Origin of the sequence: Myceligenerans pegani (assembly GCF_014892515.1) — a bacterium.
Classification (GTDB): domain Bacteria; phylum Actinomycetota; class Actinomycetes; order Actinomycetales; family Cellulomonadaceae; genus Myceligenerans; species Myceligenerans pegani.
Genome location: NZ_JADBGR010000082.1, coordinates 1 through 15,863 on the forward strand (window position 1 = coordinate 1; position 15,863 = coordinate 15,863).

Below are 15,863 nucleotides of genomic sequence, written 5' to 3' on the forward strand. Positions count from 1 at the left end.
CAACCACCTGCCCGGCCGGACGAGGGATCAGGAAGCGGCGGTCTCGCGCTTCTCCTTGATCTTCGCCTTCTTGCCGCGCAGGTTACGGAGGTAGTACAGCTTCGCCCGGCGGACGTCACCGCGGGTCACGACCTCGATCGAGTCGATCGTCGGCGCGTGGAGCGGGAACGTACGTTCCACGCCGACACCGAAGCTGATCTTGCGGACGGTGAACGTCTCGCCCACGCCGCCGCCGTGGCGACGGATGACGATGCCCTGGAACGCCTGGACACGGGAGCGGGTGCCCTCGATGACCTTGACGTTGACCTTCAGGGTGTCACCGGCGCGGAACTCCGGGATGTCGTCGCGCATCGAGGCTGCGTCGACGCTGTCGAGCTTCTGCATCGTTCTTCTCCGTACCTGCCACAGGTCAGGCGCGAATCTCGCGGCCGCGAGGATCCCGCGGCCGACTGGGCTGATGTGAGGTGGCGTGCCGTGCTGACGATCGTGCCGGGTCCGACCCGGCGGCCGTCCCCCGTGGCAGAGACCTGACCGCCGACGCGCCGAGGACCTATTCTGCCACAACGGCACCGGTCCGACGGCCGCGCCGGTGTGATGTCACTCGGCCGGCGCGTCCCCGATCGGGGGCGTGGCCACCACGCGCCCGTCGTCGGACACCGTCCACCCGAGCTCCGCGAGCAGCGCGGTGTCGTGCCTGTCGAGCGCCGCCCCGTCGAGCGCGGCGATCATCTCGGGCCGGCGTCCTGCCGTCCGGCGCAGCGCCTCGTCCCGCCGCCACCGGTCGATCCGGGCGTGGTGCCCGGAGAGCAGCACCTCGGGGACGTCGATGCCGTACCACCGGGGCGGCTTGGTGTACACGGGGTACTCGAGCAGCCCCGCGGCCCCGTGCGACTCCTCCACGAGGGACTCGGGGTTCCCCACCATCCCCGGCACGAGCCGCCCGACCGCCTCGATCATCACGAGCGCCGCGACCTCGCCGCCGTTGAGCACGTAGTCGCCGATCGACAGTTCCCGCACGTCGACCCCCATGGCGCGGTAGTGCTCGGCGACCCGCGCGTCGATCCCCTCGTAGCGCCCGCAGGCGAACACGAGATGCTCCGCGGTCGCGAGGTCCTCGGCGTGCCGCTGCGTGAAGACCTCACCGGACGGCGTCGGCAGGACGAGCGTGCTGCCCGACGGCGATCGCGGCGGGGCCGGCTCGTGGGACGGCGGCGCCTGCGGGGTGTCCCCCGGCGGGCCCGCCCCCAGGACCTCGTCGAGGGCGCGACCCCAGACATCGGGGCGCATCACCATGCCCGCCCCGCCGCCGAACGGGGTGTCGTCCACCGTACGGTGGCGGTCCGTGGTCCAGTCCCGCAGGTCATGGACGTGCAGGTCCAGCAGCCCGCGCTGCCGCGCCTTGCCGACCAGCGACAGGTCGAGGGCCGCGAGGTAGTCCGGGAAGATCGTGACGACGTCGATCCGCACGTCAGCCGTCCTCGTCGGGGTCACCGGGGAGTGCGTCGGGCCCGGCCGTGGTGGCCGAGTCCGCGTTCCGCGCGAGGAGCCCGCCGGGCGGGTCGAGCACGACCCGCCCGGCCGCGACGTCGACCACCGGCACGATCGCCTTCACGAACGGGACGAGCGTGCGCGCGGTACCGGCCGGCAGCGGTTCCGACACCACCAGGACGTCGTGGGCGGGCAGGTGGTCGAGCCCGACGACCTCGCCGACCACGGTCCCGTCGGTGAGCTCCGCCCGCAGGCCGCGGAGCTCGTGCGGGTACCAGGCATCTTCTTCGTCCGAGGCGTCCACGTCGACCACGAGCTCGACGCCGCGCAGGCGCTCGGCGGCCGTACGGTCCGGCGCCTCGGCGAACATCACCACCCACCGGTCCTGGTGCACGCGGGCCCGGGTCACGGTCAGCGGCCCGGCCTCGGCCGGTACGGTCCGCAGGACCTGGCCCACGCCGAGGCGTTCGGCGGGATCGTCGGTCCGCAGGTCCAGCGTGACCTCGCCCTTCAGTCCGTGAGCGCGCCCGATCCGGGCGACGGTCAGCTCCATCTGAGACTCCTCGGTTCGTGGTGCGAGCTTCGGCCCGCCGCCCCACCGTGCCGCACGCTCCGCGGCGGGGCAAAAGAAGCGGGGCCCGGTCCTCGGACCGGGCCCCGTGCGTTCGTTCGCGCCCTTCGTCAGCGCCGGTCGACGTCCACGACGTCGACGCGAACCGAGCCGTCGGCCGCCAGCGCGCCGACGACCGATCGCAGTGCGCGTGCCGTCCGGCCGCCCCTGCCGATGACACGGCCCAGGTCGTCCGGGTGCACCCGGACCTCGAGCAGGTCGCCCCTGCGCAGCGTCTTCGCGGACACGCGGACGTCGTCCGGGTTGTCGACGATCCCGCGCACCAGGTGCTCGAGGGCCTCCGCGAGCATCAGGCCTCGGTCTCGGCCGGGGTCTCGGCGTCCTCCGCCGGGGCGGCGTCGGCCTTGGCGGCGGCGTCGGCCTTGGCCTTCTCGGCCTCGGCGTGCACGGCGTCGATCGCGGCGGAGGCGTCGCCCTTCTCACCCTTGGTCTTCAGGGTGCCCTCGGCGCCCGGCAGGCCCTTGAACTTCTGCCAGTCGCCCGTCACCTTGAGCAGGGCGGTGACCTGCTCGGTCGGCTGCGCACCGACACCGAGCCAGTACTGCGCGCGCTCGGAGTCGATCTCGATGAGGGACGGCTCCTCGGTGGGGTGGTACTTGCCGATCTCCTCGATCGCACGACCGTCGCGCTTGGTCCGCGAGTCCATGACGACGACGCGGTAGTAGGGCGCACGGATCTTGCCGAAGCGCTTCAGACGAATCTTGGTGGCCACGAAGTGGTCTCTCCTGGTTCTCAGAATGGGGTGACCCGTCCAGCCGGCCGTGGGGGTGGTCCGGTGGGTGAGGTCGGGACCGGGTGCGTGCGGGTGAGAGGGGCCCGGGCGCACCGAGTACCCGGATATTGTGCCAGACCTGGCACCCGCTGACCAAGGCGACCGGTCCCGAGCCGCCGAAGGCGTAGCTGCGGCTCCGGGAAACTCAGTACAGCTCGCCGCGCAGCACGATCGCCGTCGGGTACCGCAGGACATCGATGTTCTCGCGCGGATCCTCCGGGTACACCACGAGGTCGGCGCTCGATCCCTCGACGACGGCCCCCAGTCCGAGGAACGAGCGCGCCCGCCAGGACGCCATCGCCACGACCTCGGCGGCAGGCACACCGGCGGCCACGAGTTCCGCGCACTCGTCGGCGATACGCCCGTGCCCGATGGTGCCGCCCGCGTCCGTCCCGACGAGCAGCCGCACGCCGGCGTCGTAGAAGTCGCGTACCTGCTGGTAGCGGCGGGCGTGCAAGTGCCGCATCCGCTTCGCGAACACCGGGTACCTCGGCTCGGCCTGCGCCGCGATCGCCTCGAACTGCGCTACCTGGAGCAGCGTCGGCGTCACCGCGACCCCCGCCTCCGCGGCCCGCGAGATCTGTTCGGCCGTCATGCCGGTGCCGTGCTCGATACCGTCCACGCCGGCGTCGAGCAGGGCGTCGACCGTCTCGGTCGCGAACGTGTGCACGGTGACACGCGCCGCCTCCGCGTGCGCGGCGGCCACCGCACGCGCCAGCACGTCGCCGGGCCAGAGCGGGGTCAGGTCACCGCCTTCCGGGAGCGACCGGTCGATCCAGTCCCCGACGAGCTTGACCCAGCCGTCGCCGCGCAGGGCCTCCTCGCGGACCGCGGCGGGTAGTTCGGCCGGATCGTCCAGTTCGCGCGCGAAGTTCCGCAGGTAGCGCCTGGCGAGCGCCAGATGCGTCCCGGCGCGGATGAGCCGAGGCAGGTCACCACGCGCCTGCACCCACCTCGTGTCCGACGGCGAGCCGGCGTCCCGCACCACGAGCACGCCCGAGTCCCGGTCGGCGACGGCCTGGCGCGCGGCGACGTCGTGCGGGACGGCGCCCTCGGCGGCCAGGCCGATGTGGCAGTGGGCGTCCACGAGACCCGGCAGCGCCCAGCCCTCGATCACGCGCATGCCCGCGCCCTGGGCCGAGGGCCGGGTCAGGCTGACCCGGCCGCCCCGCACCCAGAGGTCGCCGAGCTCGCGGTCGTCGTCCAGGAGAACGTTTCCGCGGATGTGCAGGGTCGGGGCGTCCGACACGGGGACTCTCACCTGTCCAGGAACTTGCCGAGCTGTTTCTCGAGCGCCTCCATGTCCGGCGGGGCCTGGTCGTCGCCGGCCTTGCCGAACGCCGCGCCGGCCGGTGCGGACGACTGCCGGCGGCCGCCCCCGAGCGCGCGCTGCATCGCCTCACGCTCCTGCTGTGCCCGCTTCGCGGGGTTCCCCGACTTTCCCTTCTTCTTCTTCGGGGGCTGGGTCTTGCCGCGCGACTTCTTCCCCATGCCCATGCCCGGCCCGCCCGGCATCGCGGGCATTCCGCCGGGGCCCATGCCCGGCATGCCGCCGCCCCGCCCCATCTGCTTCATCATCTTCTGGGCCTGCGAGAACCTGTCGAGCAGCTGGTTGACGGCGTTGGCCGAAGTGCCGGAGCCGCGGGCGATCCGCGCGCGCCGCGAGCCGTTGATGATCTTCGGGTTGTCCCGCTCGGCCGGCGTCATCGACCGGACGATCGCCTCGATGCGATCGACCTCGCGCTCGTCGAACTGGTCGAGCTGCTCGCGCATCTGGCCCATGCCAGGCAGCATGCCGAGCATCTTCTTCATCGAGCCCATGTTCTTCAGCTGCTGCATCTGCACCAGGAAGTCCGCCAGCGTGAAGTCCTCGCCGGTGGCCACCTTCTGGGCCATCTTCTCGGCCTGCTCGGCGTCGAACGCCTTCTCGGCCTGTTCGATCAGGGTGAGGACGTCACCCATGTCGAGGATGCGGGACGCCATCCGGTCGGGGTGGAAGACCTCGAAGTCGGTCAGCTTCTCGCCCACGGAGGCGAACATGATCGGCCGGCCGGTCACCTGTGCGACCGACAGCGCCGCACCACCGCGCGCGTCGCCGTCCAGCTTGGACAGCACGACGCCGGTGAAGTCGACGCCGTCGGCGAACGCCTTCGCCGTGTTCACCGCGTCCTGGCCGATCATGGCGTCGATGACGAACAGGACCTCGTCCGGCGTGATCGCGTCGCGGATGTCCGAGGCCTGCTTCATCAGGACCTCGTCGATGCCGAGCCGGCCCGCGGTGTCCACGATGACGACGTCGTGCAGCTTGGCGCGTGCCTCCGCCACACCGTCGCGCGCGACGGCGACAGGGTCACCGATCAGCGGCGCGTCGGCGGCGGGGTCGTCGGCCGACGCCGTGTTGCCCGGGTGCGGCGCGAAGACGGGCACGCCCGCGCGCTCGGCGACCACGGAGAGCTGGTTCACCGCGTTCGGCCGCTGCAGGTCGGCGGCGACCAGGAGCGGCGTGTGCCCCTGGTCCTTCAGCGCGAGCGCCAGCTTGCCGGCGAGCGTCGTCTTGCCGGCACCCTGCAGGCCCGCGAGCATGATCACGGTGGGCGGCGTCTTGGCCAGGTTCAGCGGCCGGGTCCGACCGCCCAGGATCTCGACCAGCTCGTCGTTGACGATCTTGACGACCTGCTGCGCCGGGTTGAGCGCCCCCGACACCTCCGCCGACAGCGCCCGCTCCCGTACGGCCCTGGTGAACTCACGCACCACGGGCACGGCGACGTCCGCGTCGAGCAGCGCGCGCCGGATCTCGCGCACGGTGGCATCGATGTCCGCCTCCGAGAGGCGCCCGCGCGCGCGCAGGTTCTTGAACGTCTGGGTCAGCCGGTCGGACAGGGAGTTGAACACGGGGTCCAGGGTACTTGAGCAACCGCGCCGGGCCGCTCGCCGCGGCAGCATGTCCCGCACCACATCCGCCGCCCCGGCGGATGTGGTGCGTCAGCCGCCCAGGGCGGAGCGGGCCCTGCCGGTGAGGTCGTCCACCAGGCTGGCCCGCCAGGGGGTCCATGCCTTGGGGCCGAGCGACGTCGTGTCCGCCTCCGTGAGGAGCCGCAGGACGTCCAGGAGATCGGCGCGGTGGTCGACGGCCTCGAGCAGCGCCTCCAGCGTCTCCGGGTCGTCGTGGTCGCCGCTCACCGCCAGCTCCGAGAGCACCAGGTGGTGCCGGACAAGCCGGGCGACGTCGTCGGACACCGCGCGGTCGAAGCCCATGCGACGCATGATCGCCGGCACGCGGCGCGCCCCCTCGACCGAGTGGTCGGGCGCTCCGCGCACCTTGCCGATGTCGTGCAGGAGTGCGGACAGGAGGAGCACGTCGCCCCCGCCGGCGTTCCCGCCGGCGTCCGGGCCGGTCGCGCGGCCCGCGTCGGCGGGCGCGCCGAACGTCGCGCCGCGCTTGAGCCGGGCGGCGAGGCGCGCCGTCTCCACGAGATGGCGGTCCACGGTGTGCCGGTGGATCGCGGCACGCTGGGGACGGTTGCGCACGTCGGCCCATTCAGGGATCCACGTGGTCACGACCCCGGCCAGGTCGAGCGCCTCCCACACGGGCACCTGCGCGCTGCCCGAGGCGAGCAGGGCGAGCAGGTGGGCACGCGCGGCCGGCGGCCAGGGCTCGGGCAGCGGCGGGCAGTCGCGCAGGGACGAGATCGTCACCGGAGAGAGGTGGAGGCCGGTGCGCGCCGCCGTGGCGGCCGCCCGCAGGGACAGCTGAGGATCCGACGCCGGCCGCGCGTCCACCCCCAGCACCAGCTCGCCGTCGTGCTCCACCAGGCCGTCACCGACCGGGCGCAGGCGCGGCGGCTTCATGCGCCCCCGGATGATCAGGGGCTTGCCGATCGGCCTGCGGTCCAGGGCCTTGCGCGCGCGGCGCACGGTCGAGTCCAGCGCGTACGAGATCTCCCGGCCGGCCGCGGCGAGGCTCGCGAGGAGGTCGTCGCCGTCGTCGTAGCCGCAGCGGTCGGCGACCTCGTCGAGGTCGGCCAGCAGCAGGCGCGTGGTGCGGCGGCGGGCCGTCACCTGGAGGGCGTCGCGCACGTCGAGCAGGTGGGTGTACGCGTCGTCGACCGTGCCGTGCGGACGGTCGGTCAGCCAGGTCGCGGCGAGCGCCGACAGCACCACGGCGTCCCGGATGCCGCCGCGGGCCTCCTTGAGATCCGGCTCGATGAGGTAGGCGAGCTCGCCGGAGCGTTCCGCGCGCTCGCGCACGGTCCCGAGGAGTTCCGGGAGGCGACGGCGTGCCGCGTCCCGCCAGTCGGTGAGGACACCGGTCGCGGCGCGGTGCACGAGCGCGGTGTCGCCCGCCATCGCGTGCACGTCGAGCCACGAGACGGCCGCCGGCAGGTCCTTGGACGCCACCTTGCGGCACTGCGCGAGGGAACGGACGGAGTGGTCGAGGTCGACGCCGGAGTCCCACAGGGGGTACCAGAGGCGCTCCGCGACCCGGGCGAGCTGCTCGTCGGTGTGGGTGCGGCCGTCGTGCACGAGCACGAGGTCGAGGTCGCTCATCGGCCCCATGTCGCCGCGGCCGAGGCTGCCGACGGCGGCCAGCGCGACGCCGGTGCCCGGGACGTCCTCGACCGCGTACTCCCAGAGCGCGGTGAGCCGGTCCGTCACGTGCCGGACGAGGGCGGCGCGGCGCTCCCGGCCCGGTGTGCCGTTGCCCGACGGCGTGCCTGTGGCCTCCGCGGCGATGGCCAGCAGTTCGTCGCGGAGGCCCCGCACCCCGTGCGTGGGATGCGGGGCCTCCGGTGAGCCCTGCGGCACGTCAGAGCGCGGCGTCGCCGTGCTCACCGGTGCGGACGCGGGCCACGTCGTCGACGGACACGGTCCACACCTTGCCGTCGCCGATCTTGCCGGTCTGGGCCGCGCCGACGATGGCCTCGGACACCGGACCGGCGTCCTCGTCGGACACCAGGACCTCGATGCGCACCTTCGGCACGAGGTCGACGGTGTACTCGGCACCACGGTAGACCTCGGTGTGCCCCTTCTGACGGCCGTAGCCGCTTGCCTCGGAGACGGTCATCCCTCGGACGCCCGCCGACTCGAGGGCCGACTTCACGTCGTCGAGCCGATGCGGCTGGAGAATTGCCGTGACGAGCTTCATGCACGTACCTCCCTAGTCGTAAGGTCCCTGTCCCGGCCCGGCCGGGTCAGCGAACCTCGGTGATGGTCGAGCCGACACCTTCGTACGCCGTCTCACCGTGCACGGCGAGGTCGATCCCGTCGACCTCCTCCTGCTCGGTGACACGCCAGCCGAGGGTGACCTTGAGGACCAGTGCGATCAGGTACGTGACGACGAACGAGAACACGATCGCGACGAGCGCGGCGATGATCTGCGACACGAGCTGGATCGCACCGCCACCGTAGAAGAGGCCCTCCAGGCCGCCGTTCTCCTCGCCGATGCCGGCCCACCAGGTGTTCGCGCCGTCGGCCGCCGTCGCGAACAGGCCGATCAGTACGGTACCGACGAGGCCGGACACCAGGTGGACGCCCACCACGTCGAGCGAGTCGTCGTAGCCGAACTTGTACTTGAGGCCGACCGCCAGGGCGGATGCGACACCCGCCGCGGCACCGATGACGAGCGAACCGTAGATGTCGACCGACGCGGCGGCCGGCGTGATCGCCACGAGGCCCGCGACGACGCCGGACGCGGCACCCAGCGAGGTGCTCGCGCCGTCGCGGAACTTCTCGGTGACGAGCCAGGCGAGCATCGCGGCGCAGGTGGCGACGGTCGTGTTGATCCACGCGCGGCCGGACGTGCCGTCGGCCGCGAACTCGGAGCCGGCGTTGAAGCCGAACCAGCCGAACCACAGGAGCGCGGCGCCGAGCATGACGAAGGGCAGGTTGTGCGGGCGCATCGGCTCGGTGCCGAAGCCCTTGCGCTTGCCGACCACGAGCACCAGGGCGAGCGCGGCCGCACCGGCGTTGATGTGCACCACGGTGCCGCCGGCGAAGTCGATCGGCGCCGAGAGTGCCGCCGCGATCGGGCCGTCCGTGCCGAGCAGGCCGCCGCCCCACACCATGTGCGCGACCGGGATGTAGACGAGCGTGACCCAGAGGATCGCGAAGACGATCCACGTGCCGAACTTGACGCGGTCGGCGACCGCACCCGAGATCAGGGCGACCGTGATGATCGCGAACGTCGCCTGGAACGACGCGGCGACGAGTGCCGGGACGCCGGAGCCGAACATGAGCGAGTCGGCGTCGTTGATCACCAGGCCGAAGTACTGCGTCGGGTCGCCGATGATTCCGCCGATGTCGTTGCCGAACGTCATCGAGTAGCCGTACAGCGCCCAGAGGACTCCGACGACGCCGATCGAGACGAAGCTCATCATCATCATGTTCAGGACGCTCTTCCCGCGCACCATACCGCCGTAGAAGAACGCCAGTCCCGGCGTCATCAGCAGCACGAGCGAGGAGGCGGTGAGCATCCAGGCAGTGTTGCCACTGTCCAGTGCGAACTCTTCCATCCGTTTGCCTCTCTCCATGCCAGCCGGGGGTGGCTGGTCGGTGATCACGCTCCCCAAGTGTCGTTACACGGGACCGGCACCGATGTTACGGATATGTGACGCAGTGCGAAAGAGTGTAAATACTTGATTTCGCGAGCGCGCTGGGTGAAATGTCCGCCGCCATTGTGATTCGATCGTGATGCCAGCGCTACCCGTCCGTGACTTCACACGGTCTTCAGAGTTTTCTCACCATTTGGACACGCCTGCATCCCGGGGCAACCATGACCGCTTCTTGACCTGGAGTCAGCCGAGTTCGCAGCGCACTCTCAGCCGAGGATTCCGTCCACGAACTCGGCCGCGTCGAACGGGGCCAGATCGTCCGGGCCCTCCCCCAGGCCGACGAGCTTGACCGGGACGCCGAGCTCGCGCTGGACCTGGACCACGATGCCACCCTTCGCCGTCCCGTCCAGCTTGGTCAGCACGATGCCCGTCACGCCCGCGACCTCCGCGAACACGCGCGCCTGCGTGAGGCCGTTCTGCCCCGTGGTCGCGTCCAGCACGAGCAGCACCTCGCTGGGCGCCGCGACCTTCGACGTCACGCGCACGATCTTGCCGAGCTCGTCCATGAGCCCAGCCTTGTTCTGGAGCCGTCCCGCCGTGTCGACGAGCACCACGTCGGCCTTCTCGTCGCGGCCGCGCGTCACGGCGTCGAACGCGACCGACGCCGGGTCCGCGCCCTCCTTGTCCGACCGCACCGTCCCGACGCCGACCCGCGCCCCCCATGTGGTCAGCTGATCCGCCGCCGCCGCCCGGAACGTGTCCGCCGCGCCCAGCACCACCGACCTGTCCTCCGCCACGAGCACCCGCGCGAGCTTCCCGACCGTGGTCGTCTTGCCCGTCCCGTTCACCCCTACGACGAGCACGACGGCAGGCAGCCGCGTGCCCTCCTCGCCCGCGGACGGCTCCACGTGGAGCGAGCGGTCCATGTCCGGGCCCACGAGCGCGACCAGTTCCTCCCGCAGCAGCTCGCGCACGGCGGCGGGCTCGCGCACGCCGAGCACCCGGACCCGGGTGCGCAGGCTGTCCAGCAGTTCGGCCGTCGGGCCGGCGCCGATGTCGGCGAGGAGCAGTTCCTCCTCCAGTTCGTCCCAGTCGTCCTCGGTCAGCGAGTCCCGGGACAGCACCTCGAGCAGGCGGGCACCCAGCGGCGACCCCGACCTGGCGAGGCGGTCACGGAGCCGCACGAGCCTCCCCGCGACGGGAGCCGGCTTCTCGACGACGGGCCTCGCCACGGCGGGCTTCTCCGCGGCCGGTTCGGACGGTGCCTCCTCGGCGATCGTCCCCGTCCCCGGCTCGTGGATCACCACGGTGCCCGACGCCGGCCCGCCCGCCTCCTCGGTCTCGGACGTGACCTCGTCGACCTGGCCGGGCCTCTCGATGGTGTCGGCCCCGCCGGCATCGCCGGACCCCTTCGCGCGGGCGCGCAGGAAGGCGATCAGGCCGCCACCGGAGGCGGCCACGACGAGTCCGACGATGATCTCGATCCAGGGAACTTCGTTCACGCGGACGATTCTCCCAGACGCACTCCCCGGGCGTGGCGTGCGGCCGCCGCCTGTGGACGGACGGGGGACGTCACGTAGAGCAGAGCCGCGACCTCCGGGCAGGGCGAGACCGCTCTCCCGAGCCGCTCAGCCGGATCCGCCCGGCCGAGACCGTTCAGCCCTGCTTGTCCTCCTGGCGCTCGCCCGCGCCGGGACGCAACGGGCGAGGCACGAGGTTCTGGAGTGCCCTCGGGTCGCTCAGCACCGGCTTGACGGTCTGGATCGGAACGTTCACCGCCTTGGTCGCCTGATCGCGGGCCTTGCCGAGAAGGCCCTGCAGCTCCTCCGCGTCCATGTACCCCGGCTTGTCCTCGACCGTTGCCCGGAAGAACTCCGACATCTCCATGTCGACCGGCGCGGCCTCGTCCGACCGGCGACCCTGACCGGGCTTGCCGACCCATACCGAAGGGGCACCCACGGCATGCGTGGCCACCGCCGACGCACCCTTCACCCGGCCGGTCTGCTTGGGCCAGCCGCCGCCGGCCACCCGGTGCCACCCCGCACGGAACCGCCCGGGGAACGTGTCGGCCCGCTGATTGCCGTCCGCCGCGTCCATGACGTTGGCCACCAGGAACACCCCGGCAGCCAGCAGGAGACACACGACGAGGAGGAGGACCGACCACCACATGGCGTCATTCTCTCCCGAAACCTTGTCGGATGCCCCCACGGACGCGCCGAACGACCGTCAGAAACACCACACATCCCACAGGCAACCAGTCCCTGGCCGCCGGAACCGGTGCGAAGACCGAGGACGCGAACCCGTCGCCGCCGGAAACCGTCGCGACGGCGGCGGGCGCCGAGGAACGAGGCGTCGCGTCGACGGAGCCCGGCAGCGGCAAGGCATGGCGCCCGCGGGGCTGAGCCCGGCGGCTCAGGAGGGCACCGCCTCGCGATCGCCCATCCGCTGGCTGATGACGGTGGTCACGCCGTCGCCCCGCATCGTCACGCCGTACAGGGCGTCCGCGACCTCCATGGTCCGCTTCTGGTGGGTGATCACGATGAGCTGGCTGTCGCGCTGCAGTTCCTTGAAGATCTCGATGAGCCGGCCGAGGTTCACGTCGTCGAGCGCCGCCTCGACCTCGTCCATGATGTAGAACGGGCTGGGCCGGGCCTTGAAGATCGAGACCAGGAACGCCACGGCCGCGAGCGACCGTTCGCCACCGGACAGCAGCGACAAGCGCTTCACCTTCTTCCCCGCGGGCCGGGCTTCCACCTCGATACCGGTGGCGAGCAGGTCCGACGGGTCGGTCAGCCGCAGCTTGCCCTCTCCGCCCGGGAAGAGCCGCGGGAAGATCTCGAGGAACATGTTCGCCGTGTCCTGGAACGCCTCCGCGAACACCTGCTGCACGCGCTCGTCGATGTCGGAGACGATCTGCAACAGGTCCTCGCGCGACTTCCTCAGGTCGGCGAGCTGCGTCTCGAGGAACTGGTGCCGCTCCTCCAGCGCCGCGAACTCCTCCAGCGCCAGGGGGTTCACCGCGCCCAGCCGTGCCAGCGCACGCTCGGCCTTCTTCAGGCGCGCCTCCTGCTCCTCGCGCACGTACGGGACCATCCGGTCGGGCTTCGGCCCTCGCGCCTGGTCCGTGGCGCCTGCCGCGGTGGCCTCGCTCCCGGACGGCTCATCGCCCGCGTCCGGCGTCACCCCCTCGCCCTCCGGCTCGACGCCGGCGACCTGCTGCACGATCTTCGCCGCCTCCGGATCCGCCGGGTCGAGGCCGAACTCCCGCAGCGCCGACGCGCGCAGTTCGATCGCCTCGGCGCGCGCGGCAGCGCCCCGCGGCAGCGGCGGGTCACCCGCGTGACGGATCGGGTTGCCCTCGTCGTCCCGCTCCACGACCGCACGCCGCGCACGGCGGCGGGCCGGGGCGTCGCCGTCGTAGAGGGGAATGAGCTGGTGCGGGCCGAACTCCTCGACGAGCACCTCCGGATCGGTGCCGAGCTCGTCGATCGCGCGGGCCTCGAGCTGCTCCAGGCGCAGACGCTGCTGGGCACGAGCGACCTCGTCCTTGTGCGCGACGTCCGTCAGCTCGCGCAGCTCCGCGGTGAGCGACTCCACCGTGGCCCGCACGGCACCGAGCTGCGCGTTCCCCGCGGCCCGCGCCTCCTCGGCGGCGGCCTTGTCCGCCTGCGCCCGCTCGAGGGACCGGCCGATGCGCTCGAGCGCGACGGCCGCGCCCTGGCGTACCGTCACCGCGCGGGCGGCGTCCCGCCGTCGGGCCTCCTCCCGCTCGGCGGCGGCGGCCCGCGCCTCGCGTTCCTGCCGGGCGGCGTGGGCCAGGGCCTGCGCGCGGCCGGACACCGCGCGAGCCCGCTCCTCGGCCGTGCGCAGCGCCAGCCGCACCTCGGTCTCGCGCGCACGGGCCTCCGTCGCGGCGGCCGCGGTCTCGTCCCGGCGAGCCTGCGCCTCGTCCAGCGACTCGGCGGCCTGCTCCGGCTCCTCCTCGGCGGCCTCCAGTCGCTCGACCAGTGCCGCGAGGTCCATCTCGTCCTCCTCGCGGCGGGCCATGGCCTGCTCCAGAGCCGCGCGGTGCCGCTCCGCCTCCTCACGGGCGGAACGGGCGGAGGCGCGCAGCGAACCGAGGTGCTCGGCCGCCGCGGCCATCGCGGCGTCGGACTCGTTGAGCCTGGCCAGGGTCTCGTCGTGGCGTGACGTCGCCGCGTCGAGCTCCGCCCGGGCGGCGATCAGGTGGGTCTCCGCGTTCTCCTCGCGCGCGGCGGCGTCGTCGCGCGCCGCCTTCGCCTCGTCGAGCGCCGCCTGCAGGTGCAGCACGCTCGGCGCAGCCGCCGACCCGCCCCACGCGCGGGCCCCGCCGAGCAGGTCGCCGGCCCGCGTCGCGGCCACGAGCTCCGGGTTGTCGCGCACGAAGGCCCGGGCCCGGGCGAGATCCTCCACGACCACCACGTCGCGCAGGATCGTCCGCAGCCCCGCCTCGGCGGGGGCGGCCACGTGCACGACGTCGGCCGCCCAGAGAACGGCGTCCGGAAGCCGCACGTCGGGGCGGGACGGCCCGGACGAGGCCGAGGCGCCGACCACCAGGCTCGCGCGGCCCGCGTCCTCGTCGCGCAGCAGCCGCAGCGCGTCCACCGCCGCGTCCAGGCCCGACACGGCCACCGCGTCCGCCAGCGGGCCGAGCGCGGCGGCCACCGCGGCCTCCCATCCCGGCTCGACGCCCAGGAGTGCCGCGACCGAACCGAGCACGCCCGGCAGGTCGGCGGCGAGGAGGGTGCCCGCCCCGTCCTTGCGGTCCAGGCTGAGCTCCAGCGCCTCGACCCTCGCGGCCGCCGCGCCGCGTTCCTTCTCGGCGGTCGTCTTCTCGGCGGTCAGCCGCTCGACGGCGCCGCGGGCCAGCTCCAGGTTCGCCACGGCGGCCTCGTGCGCGATGTCGAGCCCTTCCTCGCCCTCCTCCACGCCCGACACCTCGGTCTCGAGGGCGGCGAACTCGCGGCTCGTCTCCTCTGCGCGGTGCTCGGCCTCGAACACGGCCTCCCGCAGGCGGGCCAGCTCCGACTCCGCGGCCTCGACCCGGCTCCGCCGCGCCGCGACCTGCCCGGCCAGTCGCGCCATGCCCTCACGCCGGTCCGCCGCCGCGCGCATCAGGGCGCCGTGCGCGCGCTCCGCCTCCTGGGCCGCCGACTCCGCCTCCGTGCGCTCCTCGACGGCCGCCTCCACGGCCTCGCGGGCGATCTCCACCTCGGCCGCCAGCTCCTCCTCGCTGGCGCGCGCCCGGGCGGCCTGGGCCTCGAGGTCGTCGGGGTCCTGACCCGGATGGTGAGCGGGCTCCGAGGTGCCGAGCAGACGGGCACGCTCGTCGGCCAGCGACTGGAGCGCGCGCAGGCGCTCCCGGGTCTGGGACAGCGCGAACAGCGTGTCCCCGGCACGACTCACCTCGGTCGACGTCGCCGACGCCGACTGCTCGAGGCGGGACAGCTCCGCGCGCGCCTCCGCGAGACCCGCCTCGGCCTGGGCCTGGCGCTCCTTCAGCGCGTTCTCGTCGGCGAGGTCGGCCTCGATCTGCGCCTGGAGCTGGGCGAGGTCGTCCGCGAGCAGGCGGGCGCGCGCGTCGCGCAGATCGCGCTGCACGGTCTGTGCCTTGCGGGCGGCCTCGGCCTGGCGTCCGAGCGGGCCGAGCTGGCGGCGCAGCTCGGCCGTGAGGTCGGCGAGCCGGGCCAGGTTGCCCTGCATCTGGTCGAGCTTCCGCAGCGCCTTCTCCTTGCGCTTGCGGTGCTTGAGGACGCCCGCGGCCTCCTCGATGAAGCCCCGGCGTTCCTCGGGGGTGGCCCGCAGGACGGCGTCGAGCTGCCCCTGTCCCACCACGACGTGCATCTCCCGGCCGATGCCGGAGTCGCTCAGCAGCTCCTGGATGTCCAGGAGGCGGCAGGAGGAGCCGTTGATCGCGTACTCGGAGCCGCCCGTGCGGAACAGCGTCCGGCTGATCGTGACCTCGGTGTAGTCGATCGGCAGCGCGCCGTCGGTGTTGTCGATGGTCAGGCTGACCTCGGCGCGGCCGAGCGGAGCACGGCCGGAGGTGCCGGCGAAGATGACGTCGTCCATCTTGCCGCCGCGCAGCGACTTCGCCCCCTGCTCGCCCATCACCCAGGAAAGCGCGTCGACGACGTTCGACTTGCCCGAGCCGTTGGGACCCACCACGCAGGTGATCCCGGGCTCGAGGTTCAGCGTTGTCGCCGACGCGAAGGACTTGAAGCCCCGCAGCGTGAGCGTCTTGAGATGCACCGCACAACCCTAACCGGACACGCCGCGAATCCGGTCACACCGGCGTGTCTCTCTCGGTCTTCCCGGGCCGCCGGGCTCCCCCGCTGCGGGCGCTCGTACCTCGCGTGCTCGCTACCCGAGTCCGGCGGCCGGGGACCGGTCGGTCTGG

13 protein-coding genes are annotated in these 15,863 nt (G+C 72.9%); all 13 read right to left on the reverse strand.

Annotation, left to right across the window (positions count from 1 at the left end):
- Positions 1 to 27: 27 nt before the first annotated feature.
- The 13 genes from rplS to smc all read right to left on the reverse strand — a co-directional run bounded on the left by rplS (position 28) and on the right by smc (position 15,715).
- Positions 28 to 384: a 50S ribosomal protein L19 gene (gene rplS, locus IIE03_RS10960; protein ID WP_192862799.1), complete on the reverse strand. Its 357-nt coding sequence runs from the start codon at positions 382 to 384 to the stop codon at positions 28 to 30.
- 213 nt (positions 385 to 597) lie between these two features.
- Entirely contained in the window at positions 598 to 1,467 is an 870-nt protein-coding gene (gene trmD / locus IIE03_RS10965; protein ID WP_192862800.1) for a tRNA (guanosine(37)-N1)-methyltransferase TrmD, read from the reverse strand.
- Position 1,468: 1 nt separating this feature from the next.
- Positions 1,469 to 2,041, reverse strand: a complete 573-nt coding sequence (rimM, locus tag IIE03_RS10970) for a ribosome maturation factor RimM (protein WP_192862801.1) — start codon at positions 2,039 to 2,041, stop codon at positions 1,469 to 1,471.
- 128 nt (positions 2,042 to 2,169) lie between these two features.
- Positions 2,170 to 2,409 carry an RNA-binding protein gene (locus tag IIE03_RS10975; RefSeq protein ID WP_192862802.1) on the reverse strand — a complete coding sequence of 80 codons (240 nt, stop codon included), beginning with the start codon at positions 2,407 to 2,409 and terminating at the stop codon, positions 2,170 to 2,172.
- On the reverse strand, positions 2,409 to 2,831 hold the full coding sequence (gene rpsP, locus IIE03_RS10980) for a 30S ribosomal protein S16 (protein WP_192862803.1): 423 nt from the start codon (positions 2,829 to 2,831) through the stop codon (positions 2,409 to 2,411). Before rpsP ends, IIE03_RS10975 begins: the two co-directional genes overlap by 1 nt.
- A gap of 205 nt (positions 2,832 to 3,036) precedes the next feature.
- On the reverse strand, positions 3,037 to 4,140 hold the full coding sequence (locus IIE03_RS10985) for an amidohydrolase family protein (RefSeq protein ID WP_192862804.1): 1,104 nt from the start codon (positions 4,138 to 4,140) through the stop codon (positions 3,037 to 3,039).
- Positions 4,141 to 4,148: 8 nt separating this feature from the next.
- Positions 4,149 to 5,783: a signal recognition particle protein gene (gene ffh / locus IIE03_RS10990; protein ID WP_192862805.1), complete on the reverse strand. Its 1,635-nt coding sequence runs from the start codon at positions 5,781 to 5,783 to the stop codon at positions 4,149 to 4,151.
- A 90-nt stretch (positions 5,784 to 5,873) separates the two neighbouring features.
- Positions 5,874 to 7,724: a [protein-PII] uridylyltransferase family protein gene (locus tag IIE03_RS10995; protein WP_318842924.1), complete on the reverse strand. Its 1,851-nt coding sequence runs from the start codon at positions 7,722 to 7,724 to the stop codon at positions 5,874 to 5,876.
- Positions 7,699 to 8,037, reverse strand: coding sequence for a P-II family nitrogen regulator (locus tag IIE03_RS11000; protein ID WP_192862806.1), 339 nt, complete (start codon positions 8,035 to 8,037; stop codon positions 7,699 to 7,701). The genes IIE03_RS10995 and IIE03_RS11000 overlap by 26 nt, the downstream gene beginning before the upstream one ends.
- Positions 8,038 to 8,083: 46 nt before the next feature.
- Complete coding sequence (locus IIE03_RS11005; protein WP_264158583.1) at positions 8,084 to 9,364, reverse strand: ammonium transporter; 1,281 nt, start codon at positions 9,362 to 9,364, stop codon at positions 8,084 to 8,086.
- 344 nt (positions 9,365 to 9,708) lie between these two features.
- Complete coding sequence (ftsY, locus tag IIE03_RS11010) at positions 9,709 to 10,944, reverse strand: signal recognition particle-docking protein FtsY (RefSeq protein WP_192862808.1); 1,236 nt, start codon at positions 10,942 to 10,944, stop codon at positions 9,709 to 9,711.
- 154 nt (positions 10,945 to 11,098) lie between these two features.
- Positions 11,099 to 11,611 (reverse strand): hypothetical protein, encoded by a 513-nt coding sequence (locus IIE03_RS11015; RefSeq protein WP_192862809.1) that lies wholly within the window; start codon positions 11,609 to 11,611, stop codon positions 11,099 to 11,101.
- A gap of 243 nt (positions 11,612 to 11,854) precedes the next feature.
- Positions 11,855 to 15,715, reverse strand: coding sequence for a chromosome segregation protein SMC (gene smc / locus IIE03_RS11020; protein ID WP_192862810.1), 3,861 nt, complete (start codon positions 15,713 to 15,715; stop codon positions 11,855 to 11,857).
- Positions 15,716 to 15,863 lie beyond the last annotated feature (148 nt).